This is a genomic window from Streptomyces sp. NPDC088707, from assembly GCF_044752725.1.
GTDB lineage: Bacteria > Actinomycetota > Actinomycetes > Streptomycetales > Streptomycetaceae > Streptomyces.
The window spans coordinates 324,734-344,527 of the sequence record NZ_JBIVLV010000002.1; the positions used below are offsets into that span (position 1 = coordinate 324,734).

Here is a 19,794-nt window from a genome sequence, read left to right on the forward strand (position 1 = left end):
GGGCCCGGCGGCCCACGCCTCCGACCGGGCCCGGCCCTCGGCCCACGGTCCTACGAGGCCTGCCTGGCCCGGACGCCCTCCGCGATGCTCTTGCCGACGGCCGCGTCGATGTTCGTCCAGTACGTGAAGGCACGCTCCAGGACCGGCTCGCTCACACCCTGGAGGAGGTGGCCGACCACGTTCTCCACGAGCCTGTCGCGGGCGGCGTCGTCCAGGACCTCGCGCACCAGGGTGCCGGGCTGGCTCCAGTCGTCGTCCTCCGGGTGCGATACGTAGGCCGAACGGGTGATCTCGCCGTCGGCGGTCCAGCTCGGCGGGCTTCCGTACCGCTCGGTGTCGGCGGCGGGCCCGCCCTTGGAGTTCGGCGCGTAGACCGGATCGGACGTCTTCCGGTACGCCATCGCCCCGTCCTTCGAGTAGGTGTGGACGTCGACGACCGGCGCGTTCACCGGAAGCTGCTGGTAGTTGACACCGATGCGGGCCCGGTGGGCGTCCGCGTACGAGAAGAGCCGGGCGAGCAGCATCCGGTCGGGGCTCGGCCCGATGCCGGGGACCAGGTTGTTCGGCTGGAACGCGGCCTGCTCGATCTCGGCGTGGTTGTCGGTGGGGTTGCGGTCCAGCGTCATGCGGCCCACCGGGATGAGCGGGTAGTCGCCGTGCGGCCAGACCTTGGTGAGGTCGAACGGGTTGAACCGGTACCCGGCCGCGTCCTCGTACGGCATCACCTGGACGTGCAGCGTCCACGACGGGAAGTCCCCGTCCCGGATGTGCTCGAACAGGTCCCGCATGTGGAAGTCGGAGTCGACGCCCGCCAGACGGTCGGCGTCCGCCTGGGTGAGGAAGTCGACGCCCTGGTCGGTCTTGAAGTGGTACTTCACCCAGAACCGCTCACCGGACGCGTTGATCCACATGTACGTGTGGGAGGTGTACCCGTTCATATGGCGCCAGCTGCGCGGAATGCCGCGGTCCCCCATCAGCCAGGTGACCTGGTGCGCGGACTCGGGGGAGAGGGTCCAGAAATCCCACTGCATGTCGTGGTCGCGCAGGTTGCTGTCGGCGCGGCGCTTCTGGGACCGGATGAAGTGCTGGAACTTCATCGGATCCTTCACGAAGAACACCGGCGTGTTGTTGCCGACCATGTCGTAGTTGCCCTGGGAGGTGTAGAACTTCACCGCGAAGCCGCGCGGGTCCCGCCAGGTGTCCGGGCTGCCGCGCTCACCGGCCACCGTGGAGAAGCGGGCGACCAGGTCGGTGCGGGTGCCCGGCTGGAACAGCGCGGCCTTGGTGTAGCGGCTGACGTCGTGGGTGACCTCGAAGCGGCCGAACGCGCCGCTGCCCTTGGCGTGCGGCTGGCGTTCCGGGATGCGCTCGCGGTTGAACTGCGCCATCTGTTCGATCAGGTACGCGTCCTGCAGAAGGATCGGCCCGCCGGGACCCACGGTGAGCGAGTGCTCGTCGCTCTCCACCGGGGCGCCGGAGTCGGTCGTCGTCGCAGGTCGGTTCTCGGTCATGGGCTGCTGCCTTTCGTCGTCGCCCCCGCCTACCCTCTTTCTCCTCGGTGAAAGCTGCCACCCGAGTCCTCGCCGAACCCGGCGGCACCGGCACCACCCGTCCGGCGGGCTTGCTGACATCCTGAGGCGATGAGCCCTGATGATCCGCCGGTCCGTCCCCTGCTCGTGGTGGACGGCGCCAACGTCGTGGGATCCGTGCCGGACGGCTGGTGGCGCGACCGGCGCGGGGCCGCGGAGCGGCTGCGTGACCGGCTCGCCCTGACGGGCGGCCCAACCGACGGCCCTTTCACGGGTCCGTACGAGATCGTGCTGGTCGTCGAGGGCCGCGCCCGGGGTGTCGCCTCCGTACCGGGCGTGCGGGTCGAGGAGGCCCCCGGCAGCGGCGACGACCTGATCGCCGAGCTGGCCCGGAACGCGAGCGGTCGTGCGTGCCTGGTCGTCACGGCCGACCGCGAACTGCGCCGGCGGGTGGAGGCGGCGGGAGCCCGCTGCGCGGGCCCGCGCAGCATCCCCGCGGCGCCGCACTAGGAGGCGGAAGCGCACCTGACGGAGCGTCAAATGACGGTGCATCAATTATTGACGGTTCGTCAGGACGGTTACAGAATGCGGTCACCCGACGGAGGGATCGCCCGTGCCTCGACCGTTGCGCGTCATCGCCGCCAGCCTCGCGCTGCTCCTCGCCACCGCCTGCAACTCCGCCTCCAGCGGCGGGAGTGACCCCACGTCCGTACGCGGAGTCACCGCCGACACGGTCAAGGTCGGAGGCATCGTCTCGATGACGACCGCCAGCGGCTACTCCAAGAAGGACACCGACCTCGGCGCCCGGGCCCGCTACGACCGGGCCAACGCCGAGGGCGGGGTCAACGGACGGAAGATCGAGTACCTGGGGGCCGAGGACGACGGTCAGGACCCCGCGAGGAACCTGGCCGCGGCACGCAAGCTCGTCCAGCAGGACAAGGTCTTCGCCGTCTCGCCGATGAGCTCGGTCACCTTCGCCGGGGCCGACTTCCTCGACGCCCAGAAGGTCCCGACCGTGGGCTGGGGCACGCTCCCCTCCTTCTGCGGGCCGGCGCATCTCTACGGCTTCAACGGCTGCCTCGTCCCGACGCCCGGCGGCACGCTCAACCAGACCTGGCCCGAGGGCCTCGCGGCCGTCCTCGACGGCTCGCGCGGCAAGTCGGTCGCGCTGATCGCCGGCGACAACGACGCCGGCAAGTTCGGCGTCCGCACCTTCACCCAGGGCTTCAAGGCGGCCGGCTTCCAGGTCGCGTACGCCAAGGCCGTGGTGCCGGCGACCTCGATGCCCAGCGACTGGTCGGCGTACACCAAGGAGATCCTCCGCTCGGGTCCCGGCGGCGGCGCGCCCGACGCCGTCGTCTCCGTGATGCAGACGCCGTACAACATCGGCCTGTTCACCGCCCTCAAGCGGTCCGGCTACAAGGGCGTCATCTCCGACCCGACGGACTACGACCCCGGGCTGCTCGCGAAAGACGCGACGAAGCAGGCCCTCGACGGGGTGCACGTGCTGCTGCAGTTCCAGCCGTTCGAGTCGGACAGTCCCGCGATGCGGCAGTTCAAGGAGGACATCAGGAAGGCCGCCGGCGGGAAGGACGTCCCCCTCAACATGCACATGATGACGGGGTACATGAGCGCCGACCTCTTCCTCTCCGTCGCCGCGAAGGCCGGCAAGGACCTCACCGTCGAGTCCTTCCAGAAGGCCGCGTCCGCGTTCTCCGACACCGGCACGCTCGTCGGCGACCGCGCGCTGCCCAAGGGACGGAAGGAGAGCTTCGGCTGCGGGGCGCTCGTCCAGCTGAAGAACGGGCGGTACGAGGTGGCGGTGCCGTTCACGTGCTATCCGCCGATCCCCTTCGGCTGAGGGGCGCCGTCCCGTGGGTGACCTGCTGGGCTTCGTCCTGAGCGGGCTGGTCTCCGGCGCGCTGTACGCGCTGCTCGCGACCGGCCTCGTGCTGTCGTACTCCGCCTCCGGGCTCTTCAACTTCGCGCACGGCGCCACCGCCTATCTGTGCGCGCTCGCGTTCTACGAGCTCCACTCGGGTTTCGGCTGGCCGGCCGTGCCCACCGCCCTGCTCCTGGTGCTCGTGGTCGCGCCCGGCCTCGGCTGGGGCCTGGACCGGTTGATGTTCAGAAAGCTGGCCAAGGTCGGCGAGACGGCGCAGATCGTCGCCACCATCGGGCTGCTGGTCGCGCTGCCCGCGGCCGGGCTGTGGGTGGTCGAGCTCCTGGAGCGGGCGGGCGCCCCGGTCCTGCCCGCCGAGAACCAGTTCGGACTGCCGGGCGTAGGGCCGAGCCCCGCGGTGTCCTGGCAGCCGCTCGACGGAGTGGGCGTCGACTCCGACCAGCTGATCACCTGGATCGCCACCGCCCTCGCGGCGGCCGGCCTGTGGGTCCTGATGCGGCACACCCGGCTCGGCCTGCGGCTGCGGGCGGCGGTCGACGACCGCGCGCTGACGGAGCTGCGGGGCATCAGCGCGGACCGGCTGTCCTCGACCGCGTGGATGCTGTCGTCCGGTCTCGCGGGCCTCGCCGGTGTCCTCGCGACCCCGCTCCTCGGGCTCTCCGCCCACGACTACACGCTCTTCCTGTTCGTCTCGGCCACCGCGGCGGTCCTCGGGCGCTTCGCCTCGGTGCCGCTCGCCTTCGTCGGCGGTCTCGGGCTCGGGGTGCTGCAGAACCTCGTGGCGGGCTACGCGTCGTTCGCCGAGGGCATCACCGGCTTCCGTACCGCCGTGCCGTTCCTCATCCTCTTCGCCGGTCTCGTCGTCCTGGTGCGGCGGCGCCGCGCGGCGGGCACGGCGGCCGCGGACCCGCCGCCGGGGGAGTACCTCGCCGGGAAGGGGTGGGGGCGCCGCTGGGGAGTGTGGCTGGTGGCCGCCGTGCTCCTCGGTACGGCGTTCTACACCGTCACCACCCCCTTCTGGAGCGGGATCCTGACCCAAGGGCTGGCGATCGGGCTCGTGTTCATGTCGTTCACGGTGGTCACCGGGCTCGGTGCGATGGTGTCCCTCGCCCAGGCGACGTTCGTGACCGCTGCCGCCCTGGTCGCGGGGCTGCTGATGAGCCACGGCTGGCCCTTCGTCGCCGCGGCGGCGGTCGGCACGGCGGCGGCGGCCCTGCTGGGCGCGGTGGCCGCGCTGCCCGCCCTGCGGCTCGGGGGCAGGTCACTGGCCCTGGCCACCCTGGCGCTCGCGTTCCTGGCGGACCAGGTGCTCTTCCAGCTCGGGTGGCTCCGCAACGGCGACACCGGGTGGGAGATCCCGCGGCCGGTGGCCGGCCCCGTGGACCTGGGCGACGACCGGGCCATGGGTCTCGCGCTCGTGCTGCTCAGCGGGGTGCTCGTCGCGCTGCTCACCTGGCTGCGCGGCTCCCGTCGGGGCCGGGCCATGCTGGCGGTCCGCTCGGCCCCGGAGGCCGCCGCCGCGTCGGGGGTGTCGGTGGTACGGACGAAGCTCCTGCTCTTCACGGTGTCGGCCGGCCTCGCGGGCTTCGGAGGGGTGCTCTACGCCTCGTACAACACCAGGATCACGGCCACGGACTTCACGGCGATGACGGGCCTGGTGTGGCTGGCGGTCGTCGTCGCCGCGGGTGTGCGCAGGCCGCAGTTCGCGGTGGTGGCGGGGCTGGTCTTCGCGGTGATCCCGCATCTGATGGCGACCTACGTGACGGAGTCCGCGCATCTGCCGGTGATCCTCTTCGGTCTGGCGGGGCTCGCGCTGGCGAACGACCCGGACGGCTACTGCGCGGCGCTGCCGTCGAGGCGCGCCGCCCGGAGAGCGGCGAAGCGGGGGGCGGGGGCGGCGCGGGAGGCGGAACCGGCGCCCGTGCCGGAGACGCTGACGCGTCCCGTACCGGGTCCCGTGCGGGAGGTCGTTCCGCCACGCCGCGGGACCCGGGGCAACGGCCCCGGCGTGCCGCCGGGTGCGAGCGCGCTCGAACTGGACGGCGTCCACGCCGGATACGGCGGCGCGCCGGTGCTGCACGGCGTGGATCTCGTGGTGCGCGGCGGTGAGGTGCTGGTCCTGCTCGGGCCCAACGGGGCGGGGAAGTCCACCCTCTGCCGGGTCGCGGCGGGGCTGCTGCGCCCGGCCGGCGGGCTCGTGCGGGTGCGGGGCGAGGACGCCACCCGCGACGTGGCGGTCACCCGGGCCCGACGGGGGGTACGACTGGCTCCCGAGGGCCGGGGGATCTTCGCCGGGCTGTCGATCGAGGAGAACCTCGCCCTCCAGCTGCCGGGAGCGGAGGACCGGGACGCCGTGTACGCGCGGTTCCCCGCGCTCGCCGCCCGCCGGTCCGTCGCCGCGGGGTCCCTGTCGGGTGGCGAGCAGCAGCTCCTCGCCCTCGCCCCGCTCCTCCAGCGGCCGCCGGCGGTCCTCGTCGCCGACGAACCGTCCCTCGGTCTCGCGCCGCTCGTCGTGGACGAGGTCTTCCGACTCCTCACCGAACTCCGGGACCACGGAACCGCGTTGGTCCTCGTCGAGGAGAAGGCGGCCGAGGTGCTCGGCATCGCCGACACCGTCGCGTACCTCGCACAGGGCGAGATCGCCTGGTCCGGGCCACGGTCCGAGGTGGACCGGGACCGGCTCGCCGAGGCCTACCTGGGAACGGGAGTCCGCCGATGAGCCACCCCCTGCTGCGCGCGAGCGGGATCGACGTCCGCTTCGGCGGTGTCCACGCCCTGCGCGACGTGACCGTCGACGTGGGCCCCGGGGAGATCTGCGGCCTCATCGGGCCGAACGGCGCGGGCAAGACGACGCTCTTCGACGTGGTGTCGGGGATGCGGCGGCCGGACGCGGGAACCGTCGCGTACGACGGTACGGACATCACCCGCCGTTCGCCCGTCTGGCGGGCCCGGCACGGCATTCGGCGCACCTTCCAGCGTCAGCAGCTCTTCGGGCAGTTGAGCGTCGCGGACAACCTCGTGGTGGCACAGGACTGGCGGGGCGGGGTGCGGCCGGCGGCGCGCCGCCGCCGGGAGCGGGCCGCAGCCGTGCTGCACGAGTGCGGGCTCGACGCCCTCGCCGACGCGTACGCGGGCGGCCTGCCCGTCGGACAGGCCCGCATGGTCGAGTTGGCTCGCGCGCTCGCCGATCCGCCCCGGGTCCTGCTCCTGGACGAGCCCGCGTCCGGGACGACCGCCGAGGAGCGTCGCGGACTCGCCGACGTCATCCGCCGCATGGCGGACGAGGAGAACTGCGCGGTGCTGCTCGTCGAGCACGACGTGGCCTTCGTGATGGAGCTGTGCTCCCGCGTCGTGGTGCTCGACCTCGGCCGGGTGCTCGCCGAAGGGCCGGCGGCGGAGGTCCACGCGGACCCGGCGGTACGGGAGGCCTACCTCGGTAGCGGTAGCGGGACCGGTGGATCGACCGCTCGGTGAGTGGCGAGGTGCGGGCCTCCGCCCCGCGCCCCCGCCCCGCCGACGAGGACGCCCCCCCCCGCGCCCCCGTCCGGGCCCCCCGCCCCCGCCGGTATCGGCGCGTGCGCTCTTTCGGGTTGCGTGGTGCGGGGCGCCGTCGACAGGGGTGGGGCGGGGCGGCAGACTGGACGCGGAGGTGACGCGGGTGAGGGAGCCGGTGGAGATGCGGGCCGCTGTTCGGGAGACGTACGGTCCGGCGGACCTCAGTTCGGTCCCGGTGTTCGCCGGAGGATTCATCAACTTCGGCTACTGGCGCTCGATCGACCTCGCCGGACCGCTCGCGGTCGACGACCGGGTCCGCAGCCAGGAGGAGATGTACCGGCAGGTGCTCGACGCCGCCGGTCCGCTCGACGGTCGGCGCGTCGTCGAGGTCGGCTGCGGGCTCGGGGTCGGCTGTGCGCTCGCCCTGCGCGAGTACCGGCCGGAGCGGGTGACCGGTATGGACATCCATCCGCAGCAGCTGGACCGCGCCCGCCGGGCGAACGCGGACCTGCTGGAGACGTCGCCGTCGGCGCTCCGGTTCGTCCGTGGCGCGGCGGAGGAGATGCCGTTCGGCGACGGTGAGTTCGACTGCGTCTACAGCGTCGAGGCCGCGCAGCACTTCGACGACATGACCGCCTTCGCCCGGGAGGCGGCCCGGGTGCTTCGGCCTGGCGGCCGGGTGGTCGTCGCGAGCTTCTTCACCCCCGACGACGACCCTGACCACGGCGCCCGGCTCGCGTCGTACCTGGAGACGTTCGCCGACGGGCTGGACATCGCCCGTCCCGTCACGCTCGTGACCGACGCGTTGACCCGGGCGGGCCTGACGGACGCGCGGGCCGTGTCCATCGGACCGTACGTGTGGCAGGGCTGGGACCGCTGGCTGTCGGACCAGTGGAAGCCGGGAACCTGGCCGCGCAACTTCCTGAAGGCCTACGAGCAGCACCATCTCGACTACTACCTCGTCACGGCCCGCCGCCCGCAGGACTGATCCCGGATTTCGGCTCCGCAGACGCGCCTCCGTCACCCGTGCGGTGACGCACTTGGCCTATACCAATCGTCCGCGCCCCAGTAGTCTCCTCCGTGGCCAGCGGTACACCCCGTCCCCCCACCCCGGTTGCGTGCTGGCGCGGGCGACGACGACCCCGACCACTGCCCCGAGCAGCCGGGTTCCCCCATGCACCGCCTCCAGGAGGATCACGGTGAACGTTCGCACGAGAAGCTCTGCCCTCCTCTGCACCCTCGGTCTTGTCACCTCCCTCGCTCTGGCAACGGCCTCCGCGGAGGACGCCGACGCCCGGCAGCCGGTCACGAAGGCCGCGAAGATCTCGCTCACGCATGTCGCCACGGCGCGCAATCCGATCGCCGGCGCCGCCGGTCCGGGCGGCGCGATCTGGATCGCCGAACGGGCCGGAACCGTCAGGGTGTTGGGGCCGCGGGGGCTTGGTGAACCGGTGCTCGACATCTCCGCCGAGACCACCACCGACGGTGAACGGGGCCTCCTCGGCATCGCGTTCGACCCCGCACGCACGCACCTCTACATCTCGTACACGAATCTCGAAGGCACCAGCACCATCGACGAGTTCGCCGTACGGAAGGGCAGGATACGGCCGGAGACCCGGCGCACCGTCCTCACCCAGACGCAGCCGTACGCGAACCACAACGGCGGCGACATCAAGTTCGGGCCCGACGGATACCTCTACATCGCGTTCGGGGACGGTGGCGCGGGCGGCGACCCGCACGGCAACGGGCAGAACCTCGACACGCTGCTCGGCAAGCTCCTGCGGATCGACCCGCGCGGAGGCACACCGTACGCGATCCCCTCGGACAACCCCTTCGTCGACGACCCGAACGCGAAGGACGAGATCTGGGCGTACGGGCTGCGCAACCCGTGGCGGTTCTCCTTCGACGCGCGCACGGGCGACCTCCTGATCGGTGACGTCGGCCAGAACGACTGGGAGGAGATCGACCGGGCACCCGCGAGGAGCAAGGGCGGCGAGAACTACGGCTGGTCGCAGATGGAGGGCACCCACCCCTTCCGGGGCGGCACCGAGCCCGCGAACCACGTGCGCCCGATCCACGAGTACGCCCGCACCGGCCTCGGCTGCGCGGTGACCGGCGGATTCGTCTACCGGGGGAGCGCGATCCCGGCCCTCCGGGGTCAGTACGTGTTCAGCGACTACTGCGACGGCACCATCCGCTCCCTCGCGCTCAGGAACGGAAAGGTGACCGGGGTGAACGACCTCGTCGTCAACGGCGGCGAGGTCATCTCGTTCGTGGAGGGCCGCGCGGGCGAGCTGTACGTCCTGGCCCTGGGCGGCGCCATCACCCGTATCGACGCGGCGTAGCCGACGGGGCCCGCCACGGCCCGACCCGACACCGGGGCGGGCCGCGGCGGGCCGCCTGTCGTTCGGCGGGCGTTCATGTGACAACGGGTCCGACGCCGACCGGCGTTCGGCGGCGGGCGTGAGTCTCGTGACGCCCTTCGCCACTCTCTCAGGACGGACACTCCGTGCACGAAGTTCGCGCCCCCCTGGGCCGTCGCCGCCTCAGCCCGATCCGCCTCGCCGTCGTCGCCGGTGCCACCCTGCTCGCCGCCGCGACGCTGGCCGCCCCGGCCGCGCACGCCGCTCCGGCCGACGACATCCGCATCAACGAGGTGGTGACGACCGGCAGCGTCGACGACTCGATCGAGCTGTTCAACAAGGGCGCGGCCGCGGTCGACATCTCCGGCTGGGTCCTCAAGGACGACGACGCGAGCCACACCTTCACGGTTCCGGCGGGGACGACGCTCGCTCCGGGGGCGGCGCGCGCGTTCGCCGTGGCCGCGGCGTTCGGCCTCGGTTCGAGCGACAAGGCCCGCCTCTACCTGCCGGGTGGGAGCACCCTCGTCGACAGCTTCACCTGGAGCGCCCACTCCGCCCCGTCCTGGTCGCGCTGCCCCGACGGCACGGGCGCCTTCGGGAAGGCGGCCCTGACCCTCAGCGCGCCGAACGGCTGCGGCTCCGGTGGCGGGACGAACCCGGCGTCCTGGCCCGGCGGCAGCTCCGTGTCGACCGCCGACGGGTCCCACGTCTTCGGCGAGGACCTCAGCGGCCTGTACCAGGAGGGCTCCGTCCTCTGGGCCGCCCAGAACTCCGGCAGGCTGTGGCGCCTGGTCCGCGACGGCTCCGGCGGCTGGCGGCCGGACACCGCCGACGGCTGGACCTCCGGCAAGTCGCTGCGCTACCCCGGCGGGAGCGGCAGCCCCGACGGCGAGGCGGTCACCCTGACCGCAGCCGGCGCCGGGGGCGGCGCGTACGTTGCCACCGAGCGCGACGGCGACGCCTCCGGCACCAGCCGCCTGTCCGTGCTCCGCTACGAGGTCGCCACCGGCACCGGCAGCACCCTGACCGCCACGAAGGAGTGGAACCTGACCGCCGGGCTGCCGGCCGTGGGCTCCAACCTCGGCTTCGAGGCGATCACCTGGATCCCCGACACCACCCTCGTCGCGGCCGGGTTCAAGGACGAGTCGACCGGCGCGGCCTACGACCCGAACCGGTACGGCGCGCACACCGGCGGCATCTTCCTCCTCGGCGTGGAGGGGACCGGCGCGGTCCACGCGTACGTCCTCCAGGACAGCGGCACCGCCACCCGCGTCGCCACCGTCGCCAGTGGCATGGCCGGCGTGATGGAGCTCCAGTGGGAGCCGCAGGCGGCCCGGCTGTGGACGGTCTGCGACGACACCTGCGGCGGTCTGCACAAGACGATGAAGATCGGCAGCGCGGGCACCTTCGTCCCCGCCGCCTCCTACCAGCGCCCGAGCGGGATGCCCGACCTCAACAACGAGGGCTTCGCCGTGGCCGGTGCCGACGAGTGCGTCGGCGGCACCAAACCGGTGTACTGGTCGGACGACAGCACCACGGGCGGCCACGCCCTGCGCAGGGGCACCCTCGCCTGCTGAGAACCGGACGACGGCGGCGCGGACTCCCCGGACGACGGGTGAGTCCGTCCGGCGGCCGGACCTCCCGGCGGCCGGACCTCCCGGCGGCCGGACCTCCCGACGGCCGGATCTCCCGGCCGCCTGACCCGCGCACCGGATCAGGCGCGCCGGGTGGCCTCCGCCAGCGCGTTCCTGACCTCCTGGGCCACGCGCGCCGCGTCCTCGGCGTTGTTGACGATGTCCGTGTGGTTCATGTCGATGACCAGGACGTCGCTGGCCGAGTAGTGCTTGTGCACCCAGTCGTCGTAGCCGGACCACAGGGTCCGGTAGTACGCGACGAGGCTCTCGTCCTGTTCGAAATCGCGGCCGCGCAGCCCGATGCGGTGCAGCACCGTCTCGAAGTCCGCCTTGAGGTAGACCATGAGGTCGGGAGCCTTGCGGTAGGGCAGGCCGTCGATCTCGCGCATCATCTCGTCGAGCAGCCCCTCGTACACCCGCATCTCGAGAGAGCTGATCCGTCCCAGGTCGTGATTGACCTTGGCGAAGTACCAGTCCTCGTAGATGGACCGGTCGAGGACGTTGTCCCCCCTCTTGTACGCCTCCTTGATCGCGGCGAACCGCGTCTGGAGGAAGTACAGCTGGAGGAGGAAGGGGTACCGCTTCGCCTGGATCTCCTCCGGGCTCGCCGTGTAGAAGAGCGGCAGGATCGGGTTGTCCTCCACGCTCTCGTAGAAGACGTCGCTGCCCAGCTCCTTGGCGATCAGCTCGGCCACGCTCGTCTTGCCGATTCCGATCATGCCGCCGACGCAGATCACGGACATACCTCACTTCTCCCTGGGGGTCTTCTCTAGCGTGGGCGGGTGAGCCGGGTGAGCTGGGAAACCCGCACCGATGAGACGCACGCCGGCGGTCACCCGATTCCCTGGGATCTTTGTGATCAGCGTCATGTGGTCCCGTCCGGGCCGGGGCCCCGGGGGGCCGCCGACCTGGACCGGCCTGACGGTTCCGCGGCCGCCGCGCGCAGCGACGAGCCGCGGCCCCGAGGCCGCCCTGAATTTTAGATGACGAACGCGGCCCGGGTGGGCCGGACCGCGGGCGCCCGCCTCACCGCCCCCGACGCGGGCGGCGACCCCGGTGGGCTACGGCGTGAGCCAGCTGCGCAGGAGCCTGCTCACGGCGGGCATCGTCACGTATGTCATGAGTACGTTGAACACGCAGGCGATGATCGCGCTGCTGAGCAGCAGGGGGAGTCCGGTGAGCCGGGGGACGAGGAGGAGGCTTCCCAGGACCGAGATCGGGTAGATCGCCAGGGTCGCGCCGATCGCCATCTTCCAGCGGGGCGGGGCAGGCCGTGTCGAGCCCGGCTTGGCGAACCAGGTCTCCATGCCGGTCAGCGTGCGTCGGGCGATCTCCGTGTGGTGATGGCCCTCGCAGTCGGCGAACCAGGCCGCCCGCTCGGGAGACTCCTGCCAGGCCCGGCACGCCGCCTCGTCCCGGAAGCGGTGGACGAGGAACCACGGGGCGTCGCCGCCGGAGGAGCGGAACAGGCCGTGGCCGAGATGACCCGGGAAGGCGGCCGCGCTGTCGAGGATGCCCCGGGCCCACAGCTCGAAGGCCGCTTCGTGGCCGGGCTCCACCCGGCGGGCTATGAGGAGGGTCACCTCGCCCGTGTCGGCGGGGACGGTGGCGTGCTCAAGGCTGATCGCGGTCATGGGAACTCCATCTGATCTCACCGCGCCCGGCCGTACTCTACGCGTGGACCGCCGGGGGTGACGCTCGGCACCCTCCGCGGGGGACCGTGGAGAGCGCTCCAGGCGCGTACGCCGTGACCGGCGACGTCAGTCGCTCCCGGGCTTGACCGGGCCGTGCGCCCAGGCGTGAGATCGCCTCCCCGCGCGCTGTTCGGGCCCGGCGTCAGGGCACCGTTCGTCATGGCAGTCGACCCTGCCGGCGCACGACCCTCCCCGACTCGCCGCGCCGGGGGGACCTCGGCCCCGGCCCCGGGCCCGGGCCGGGCGCCGTCGGCGTCCGGCCCGGGCCCACGGGATCAGGAGCTCCCGGAGGCCAGTTCGGCGCGCACCTCACGGGCGGCCGCGACCAGGTTCTCCAGGGAGGCGCGGGTCTCGCGCCAGCCACGGGTCTTCAGACCGCAGTCGGGGTTGACCCACAGACGCTCGGCGGGGATGGCCTCAAGTCCCTTGCGCAGCAGGGCGGCGGCTTCCCCGACGCTGGGGACGCGCGGGGAGTGGATGTCCCAGACGCCGGGGCCGGCCTCGCGCGGGTAGCCGTGCGCGGCGAGTTCGTCGGCGACCTGCATGTGGGAGCGGGCCGCCTCCAGGCTGACGACGTCGGCGTCGAGGTCGTCGATGGCCCGGACGATGTCGCCGAACTCGGCGTAGCACATGTGGGTGTGGATCTGGGTGTCCGGCCGCACGCCGCCGGTGGCGAGGCGGAAGGACCCGGTCGCCCAGGCCAGGTAGGCGGCGTGCTCGGCGGCTCGCAGCGGCAGCGTCTCGCGCAGCGCCGGTTCGTCGACCTGGATCACCGAGGTCCCGGCCGCTTCCAGGTCGGTCACCTCGTCGCGCAGGGCGAGGGCCACCTGCCGCGCGGTCTCCCCGAGCGGCTGGTCGTCCCGTACGAAGGACCAGGCGAGCATGGTCACCGGACCGGTCAGCATGCCCTTGACCGGCTTCGAGGTCTGCGCCTGGGCGTACGTCGTCCAGCGCACGGTCATCGGTTCGGGGCGGGAGATGTCCCCGGCCAGGACCGGGGGCCGGACGTAGCGGGTGCCGTACGACTGGACCCAGCCGTGCTCGGTGGCGAGGTAGCCGGTGAGCTGCTCGGCGAAGTACTGCACCATGTCGTTGCGCTCGGGCTCGCCGTGCACCAGGACGTCGATCCCCGTCTTCTCCTGGAAGGAGAGGACCTCGCGGATCTCGTCCTTGATCCGCTCCTCGTAGCCTGCGGCGTCGATCCGGCCGGCCCGCAGGTCGGCCCGTGCGACGCGCAGCTCGCTCGTCTGCGGGAACGAGCCGATGGTCGTCGTCGGCAGCAGCGGAAGGCCGAGCTGGGCCCGCTGGGCCACGCTCCGCACCGCGTACGACTGCGAGCGCCGCCCGTCGGCGTCGGTGACGGCGGCGGCACGGGCCCGTACGGCGGGGTCCCGGGTGAGGGCGGACCCGGAACGGGACGCCAGGTCGGCCCGGTTCGCGGCGAGTTCGGCCGCGATGGCGTCCGTACCCAGGGCGAGCCCGCGCGCCAGGACGGCGATCTCCGCGGTCTTCTGCCGGGCGAAGGCGAGCCAGCGGGCGATCTGCGGATCGATGCCCCGCTCGGCGGCGGCGTCGAGCGGCACGTGCAGGAGGGAGCAGGAGGCGGCGACGTCCACCCGGTCGGCGAGCCCGAGGAGCGTACCGAGGGTTCCGAGGGACTTGCGGTAGTCGTCGATCCAGACGTTGCGTCCATTGACGACGCCCGCCACCAGGCGCTTGCCGGGCAGCCCGCCGACGCCGGCGAGGTCCTCCAGGTTGGCGGCGCCCGATTCCGTGAAGTCGAGGGCGAGCCCTTCGACCGGTGCCTTGGCCAGCACGCCCAGGGCGTCCCCGAGCCGCCCGAAGTAGGAGGCGACGAGCAGCTGGGGACGGTCGGTGGCGCCGCCCAGCGCTCGGTAGGCACGGGCGGCGGCGTCGAGCTCGGCCGGGGTCCGGTCCTGGACCAGCGCCGGCTCGTCCAGCTGCACCCACTCGGCTCCGGCGGCGCGGAGATCGGCGAGCACCTCCGCGTACACCGGCAGCAGCCGGTCCAGCAGGGTCAGCGGCTCGAAGTCCGGGGCCACGCCCCGCGCGGGCTTGGCGAGCAGCAGGTAGGTGACGGGGCCCACGAGCACCGGGCGGGCGGCATGGCCGAGCGCGAGGGCCTCCTTCAGTTCGGCGACCTGCTTGCCGGAGTCGGCGGTGAAGACGGTGTCGGGCCCGAGCTCGGGCACCAGGTAGTGGTAGTTGGTGTCGAACCACTTGGTCATCTCCAGCGGCGCGACGTCCTCGGTGCCGCGGGCCATCGCGAAGTACCCGTCGAGCGCGTCCGCCTCGACGGCCGCACGGTGCCGGTCGGGGATCGCGCCGACCATCACGCTGGTGTCCAGGACGTGGTCGTAGGACGAGAAGTCACCGGTCGGCACCTCGTGGAGGCCGGCCTCGGTCAGCTCCCGCCAGTTCGACCTGCGCAGCTCGGCCGCGGTCTCCCGGAGCGTGCCGGCGTCGACACGGCCCTTCCAGTACCCCTCGACGGCCTTCTTCAGTTCACGGTTCTCCCCCTGGCGGGGGTACCCGTACACGGTGGCTCGTGCTGGCGCGGGCTTCGGTGTCACGGAACTCTCCTTCGCGAGATGTGTCCTGAGCGCCCCGGAGACGGGACGCGGACGCGAAGGAACGGACAGACCGGCGGACCACGACGCGGAAGTGCCGCACGTGCCGCTCGATATGCGCGCCGACCCGCCCACGAGGTCACCGGGATCTCCGCACGCGGAATCGTCCGCGCGCGGGCAACGGGCAGGTCTTCGGACTCGCGGGCACGCTCTCCGGATGCGACCGGAGGGCACCTACTGGCCGTCGCTTCCCAGGACCGTTGTCCGGTCCCAGTGCGTATGACGGCGGTCGTTCCCGCTCACCGCTGCGGGGCAGTCCCGGATTCCCACCGGGTTCCCTCTTACGACGCATCCCGCCTGGCGGACGGGGCGAACCAGCTGCACGGCCACCTTAGGCGGACGAACGCCCACCGCACACCCCTGACCGCATCGCGGAACGCGAAGGCCACACTTCGGCCACCACCGGGTCGGCCGGCGCGCGGACGGACGGGGGCCGGCGGCCCTCAGCGGTGGAGGTGCCGCTGCCAGTCCTGCGGGACGCGGCCGGCCGGTCCGGGGGCCGGCTGGTCGGCGGGGTGGCCGTCCGGCGGGGCGAGTGCGGGTCCCGCGTCGTACAGGTCGTCGGTGGCGTAGTTCCAGAACCAGCTCTCGCCCGGCTCGAAGCTCTGGACGAGGGGATGCCCGGTGGACTTCCAGTGCGCGGTGGCGTGCTGGGCGGGGGAGGAGTCGCAGCAGCCGATGTGGCCGCACTGGGCGCAGCGCCGCAGATGGAACCACCAGCCGCCCACCGAGTCGCAGTCCCCGCAGCCCGGCCCGCTGGGCGGAACGCTCGGGTCGATTCCCTCGATCTCGGTCATGCCTGCTCCTCGGGTGTGTCGGGTGTGTCGGTGGTGACGCCGGTGCGGGCGGGGGAGTCGGATCCGGTCTCCGCCCCGGGATCCGGCTCGGACTCCGCCGCGGGGGCGGTCAGCGGCAGCAGTACCTGGAACCGGGTGTCGCCCGGTACGGACTCGACCTGAAGGCTTCCGTGGTGCTTGCTCACCACGATCCGCCAGGAGATGTCGAGGCCGAGCCCTGTGCCCTCGCCGACCGGCTTTGTCGTGAAGAAGGGGTCGAAGATGCGGCTGCGGATCTCCTCGGGGACGCCGGGGCCCGTGTCGCGGAACTCCACGAGCAGCCGGTCGCCCTCCCGGGCCGTACGGACCGTCAGGGTGCCGTCGCCGCCGTCGCTCCCGATCGCGGACACCGCGTTGTCGATGAGGTTGGTCCACACCTGGTTCAGCTCCGCCGGGTAGGCGGGCACCTCGGGGAGGGAGCGGTCGTAGTCCTTGACGACGCGCACCCGGTCGCCGATCTTGCCGGACAGCATCAGGAGCGTGCTGTCGAGGAGCTCGTGGACGTCGACCTCGCGGTGCGGGGCGCGGTCGAGCTGGGCGTACTGCTTGGCGGCGTCCACCAGATGGGAGATGCGGTTGGTGGAGTCGTCGATCTCGTCCATCAACAGCTCTGTCTCGACGGTGTAGTTGAGCCAGCCGACGGCCCCCGGCAGCACGTCGTCGGCCACCGTCGCCGCCACCTGCTCCAGCCAGTCCGTGTCCAGACCGGCCTGGACGAAGGTGGGCGCGATGCGCCAGCCCTCCGGGATGCCGTGGTCCTCCAGCCAGTCGGCGAGCTCGTCCTCCCGGTCGGACGCCTCCAGCGGGCTCAGCACCGGCGCCTTGGCGACACGCTCCGCGGTGCGTTCCTGAATCTCGATGAGGTCGGCGAGCGCCTCCCTGGAGTACGGGCCCTTGGCGATGACGGACAGCTTGTGCCGCATCTTGCCGACCCGCTCCCGGAGCGCCGCCGTGGCCCGGACGGCTGCCGCGGCCGGGTTGTTGAGTTCGTGGGTGAGTCCCGCGGACAACGAGCCGAGCGCGAGGAGCCGTTCACGCTGTCCGATGGCGCGCTGGGTGTTCTTGGAGCCGAAGAACAGCCCTTCGAGGAGGTGCACCGCCATCGGGAACCACTCGGCCATGATGTCGGCGAACGACTGCGCGGGCATGACGAAGAAGCGGGTGGGCTCCGTCACCCGCATGGAGTTGTTGTACGTCTGGGGCACCCGGTCGCCGAGATACGCCTGCATGGCGCCCGCGTACACCCCGCGCTGCGAGGTGCGGCTCACCTCCACGTCGTCGCCGCCGACCCGGCGGTACAGGACGACGGTTCCCTCGATCATCACGTAGAAGCAGGTGGCCGGGTCGCCCTCGGTGTAGACGGCGCCGGGCCCGAACCGTTCCACCCGTCCCTCGGCGCACAGCCGCGAGAGCTGTTCGGGGGAGAGCTTCTCGAAGAGGAACAGCGAGCCGATCTCGTGCTGGTCGCAGGGCATGACCTCGCCGCCCGGGTCCGTGCCGCCCGGGTCCGTGCCGCCCGGGTCCGTGCCGCCCGTCTCCGTGCCGCCCTTGTTCCTGTCGCCCGCGTCCTGGCCGGCCGCGTCCCGTCCGTCCATGCCCCGTCCGTCTGCCTCCTGTCCGCTCATGACTGCTCCAGATACCGGTGGACGAGCATCACGGCCATGGCTCCCTCTCCCACGGCCGAGGCGACGCGCTTCGCGGACTGGGCGCGCGCGTCGCCGGCCACGAACACGCCGGGGACGTTCGTCTCCAGGTGGTACGGCGGCCGGTCGAGGGCCCACTCGGCCGGTGGCCGCCCGTCCGGCGTGAGGTCGGGTCCCGCCAGGATGAAACCGTGCTCGTCGCGCAGCACCGTCCCGTCGAGCCAGTCGGTCAGCGGGGCCGCCCCGATGAAGACGAACATCCACTGGGCGTCCACGACGTCGGTCGCGCCGGTCACGGCGTCCCGCAGGGTCAGCCGCTCCAGGTGCTCCTCGCCGTGCGCCGCCCCGACGACCGTACTGGGCCGCACGGTGATGTTCGGCGCCTCCTCGATCTGCTGGATCAGGTAGTACGACATCGACGCCGCCAGCGACTCGCCGCGCACGAGCAGCGTCACCGACTTCGCGCCCCGCGCCAGGAACACCGCGGCCTGTCCGGCGGAGTTCGCGCCGCCGACGATGTACACGTCCTGGTCCTGACAGGAGGACGCCTCGGTGAGGGAGGAGCCGTAGTACACGCCGCGCCCGGTCAGGTCCTCGCAGCCCGGGGCCAGGAGCTGCCGGTAGGACACCCCGGTCGCGAGGATGACGCTGTGGGCGGCGACCTGCGTGCCGTCCGAGAAGCGGACGACGCGGGCCGCGCCGTTCACCTCCAGACCCGTGACCTCCCGCGCGGTCAGGATCTCGGCACCGAAGCGGGTGGCCTGGCGCCGGGCGCGTTCGGTGAGCTGCCCGCCGGAGACACCGTCCGGGAAGCCGAGGTAATTCTCGATCCGGGAGCTCTGGCCGGCCTGTCCACCGGTCGCCGACCGCTCGACCAGCACGGTCCGCAGCCCCTCGGAGGCCCCGTACACCGCCGAGCCGAGCCCGGCCGGGCCGCCGCCGATGACGACGAGGTCGTAGAAGTCGGCGGCCGGTGTCGTCGCGAGCCCCACCCGGGCGGCCAGCTCGGGCGCGTCCGGCTCGACCAGGACCGTGCCGTCCGGCGTGATCACCAGGGGCAGCCGGCGGTTGTCGGCCCCGGCCGCGTCGAGGAGGCGCCGGCCCTCGGGCTCGTCGGAGGAGTACCAGCGGTACGGGACCTGGTTGCGGGCCAGGAACTCGCGTACGGACGACGACCGCGCCGACCAGCGGTGACCGACCACCTTCGTCGCGGGCACCGGCCGGTAGTCACTGGCGCGCCAGGCCGACAGGAGGTCGTCCACGACGGGGTAGAGCTTCTCCTCCGGCGGGTCCCAGGGCTTGAGGAGGTAGTGGTCGAGGTCGACGACGTTGATCGCGTCGATGGCCGCGTTGGTGTCGGCGTACGCGGTCAGCAGGATGCGCCGGGCCCCCGGGTACACGCCGAGGGCCTGTTCGAGGAACTCGATGCCGTTCATCTGCGGCATGCGGTAGTCGGCGAGGATCACGGCGACGAGGTCGCCCCGCAGCTTCAGCTCGCGGAGCGCTTCGAGCGCGGACTCGCCGGATTCGGCGCGCACGACGCGGTACCCGCCGCCGTAGCGGCGCCGCAGGTCGCGGGCGATGGCGCGGGACACTCCCGGGTCGTCGTCCACCGTCAGGATGACGGTACGTGCCGCGTCGGTGACCTGTGCCATGCGTCTCCGCCCCGCTCGCCTCGGACGGCCGGCACGGCGGGCTGCCGACGCCGGCTCCCGCCCATCGTAAGTTCGATCCCGTGGGACCGCCCCGGATGGCGACGGCCCGTGCACCGCCGGCGGCGGTGCGCCACGGACCTCCGGGGGCCGGGTCAGGGGCCGGGTCAGGGGCCGGGGCGGGGCCGAGCGGGGCCGGGGACGGAGCCGAGCGGGGCCGGGGCGGGCCGGGGACGCACCCGAGCGGGGCCGGGGCGGGCCGGGGCCGAAAGCCCGCTGACGCCGTACTTTCTTCGCCCGCTCCCTTACGCACCGGCGCGTTTCCGCCTAGCCTCACCACAGCTCGCAAGTTACCGGCCGGTCAATGATTCGTTGACGGGCAGTCCGGTCCCGG

The 19,794-nt window shown here is 72.6% G+C and carries 14 protein-coding genes and 1 riboswitch; of the genes, 7 read left to right on the top strand and 7 right to left on the bottom strand.

The features are described 5' to 3' along the window. Positions 1 to 50: 50 nt before the first annotated feature. Positions 51 to 1,511 (bottom strand): catalase, encoded by a 1,461-nt coding sequence (locus ACIP84_RS08910; protein WP_355959141.1) that lies wholly within the window; start codon positions 1,509 to 1,511, stop codon positions 51 to 53. Positions 1,512 to 1,640: 129 nt separating this feature from the next. On the opposite strand from ACIP84_RS08910, the gene ACIP84_RS08915 reads away from it, so the two are divergent. The 7 genes from ACIP84_RS08915 to ACIP84_RS08945 all read left to right on the top strand — a co-directional run bounded on the left by ACIP84_RS08915 (position 1,641) and on the right by ACIP84_RS08945 (position 10,867). Continuing rightward, positions 1,641 to 2,039 carry an NTP pyrophosphohydrolase gene (locus ACIP84_RS08915; protein WP_401796318.1) on the top strand — a complete coding sequence of 133 codons (399 nt, stop codon included), beginning with the start codon at positions 1,641 to 1,643 and terminating at the stop codon, positions 2,037 to 2,039. 103 nt (positions 2,040 to 2,142) lie between these two features. Beyond that, complete coding sequence (locus ACIP84_RS08920; protein ID WP_401796321.1) at positions 2,143 to 3,390, top strand: ABC transporter substrate-binding protein; 1,248 nt, start codon at positions 2,143 to 2,145, stop codon at positions 3,388 to 3,390. 13 nt (positions 3,391 to 3,403) lie between these two features. Then, positions 3,404 to 6,151 carry an ATP-binding cassette domain-containing protein gene (locus ACIP84_RS08925; protein WP_401796324.1) on the top strand — a complete coding sequence of 916 codons (2,748 nt, stop codon included), beginning with the start codon at positions 3,404 to 3,406 and terminating at the stop codon, positions 6,149 to 6,151. Then, positions 6,148 to 6,906 carry an ABC transporter ATP-binding protein gene (locus ACIP84_RS08930; protein ID WP_401796327.1) on the top strand — a complete coding sequence of 253 codons (759 nt, stop codon included), beginning with the start codon at positions 6,148 to 6,150 and terminating at the stop codon, positions 6,904 to 6,906. Before ACIP84_RS08925 ends, ACIP84_RS08930 begins: the two co-directional genes overlap by 4 nt. A gap of 184 nt (positions 6,907 to 7,090) precedes the next feature. After that, on the top strand, positions 7,091 to 7,915 hold the full coding sequence (locus ACIP84_RS08935; protein ID WP_401796330.1) for a class I SAM-dependent methyltransferase: 825 nt from the start codon (positions 7,091 to 7,093) through the stop codon (positions 7,913 to 7,915). A 211-nt stretch (positions 7,916 to 8,126) separates the two neighbouring features. After that, the gene (locus ACIP84_RS08940) at positions 8,127 to 9,272 is read left to right on the top strand and encodes a PQQ-dependent sugar dehydrogenase (protein ID WP_401796333.1); all 1,146 of its coding nucleotides are present in this window, start codon (positions 8,127 to 8,129) and stop codon (positions 9,270 to 9,272) included. Between the two features lie 164 nt (positions 9,273 to 9,436). After that, on the top strand, positions 9,437 to 10,867 hold the full coding sequence (locus ACIP84_RS08945) for a lamin tail domain-containing protein (RefSeq protein WP_401796336.1): 1,431 nt from the start codon (positions 9,437 to 9,439) through the stop codon (positions 10,865 to 10,867). Positions 10,868 to 11,004: 137 nt separating this feature from the next. Here the strand turns inward: ACIP84_RS08945 and ACIP84_RS08950 are convergent, their stop codons facing one another. From ACIP84_RS08950 to ACIP84_RS08975, 6 genes are all read right to left on the bottom strand, one after another. Further along, positions 11,005 to 11,667 carry a deoxynucleoside kinase gene (locus ACIP84_RS08950; protein ID WP_355959130.1) on the bottom strand — a complete coding sequence of 221 codons (663 nt, stop codon included), beginning with the start codon at positions 11,665 to 11,667 and terminating at the stop codon, positions 11,005 to 11,007. A 318-nt stretch (positions 11,668 to 11,985) separates the two neighbouring features. After that, complete coding sequence (locus ACIP84_RS08955) at positions 11,986 to 12,558, bottom strand: antibiotic biosynthesis monooxygenase (RefSeq protein ID WP_401796339.1); 573 nt, start codon at positions 12,556 to 12,558, stop codon at positions 11,986 to 11,988. Between the two features lie 335 nt (positions 12,559 to 12,893). After that, positions 12,894 to 15,212, bottom strand: a complete 2,319-nt coding sequence (gene metE / locus ACIP84_RS08960) for a 5-methyltetrahydropteroyltriglutamate--homocysteine S-methyltransferase (protein ID WP_401796342.1) — start codon at positions 15,210 to 15,212, stop codon at positions 12,894 to 12,896. A gap of 162 nt (positions 15,213 to 15,374) precedes the next feature. Next, a riboswitch (cobalamin riboswitch) is annotated at positions 15,375 to 15,603 on the bottom strand. 109 nt (positions 15,604 to 15,712) lie between these two features. Further along, positions 15,713 to 16,066, bottom strand: coding sequence for a UBP-type zinc finger domain-containing protein (locus ACIP84_RS08965; RefSeq protein WP_355959126.1), 354 nt, complete (start codon positions 16,064 to 16,066; stop codon positions 15,713 to 15,715). Then, positions 16,063 to 17,580 (bottom strand): ATP-binding protein, encoded by a 1,518-nt coding sequence (locus ACIP84_RS08970; protein WP_401797092.1) that lies wholly within the window; start codon positions 17,578 to 17,580, stop codon positions 16,063 to 16,065. The genes ACIP84_RS08965 and ACIP84_RS08970 overlap by 4 nt, the downstream gene beginning before the upstream one ends. Positions 17,581 to 17,726: 146 nt before the next feature. Then, positions 17,727 to 19,403 (bottom strand): FAD-dependent oxidoreductase, encoded by a 1,677-nt coding sequence (locus tag ACIP84_RS08975; RefSeq protein ID WP_401796345.1) that lies wholly within the window; start codon positions 19,401 to 19,403, stop codon positions 17,727 to 17,729. Positions 19,404 to 19,794 lie beyond the last annotated feature (391 nt).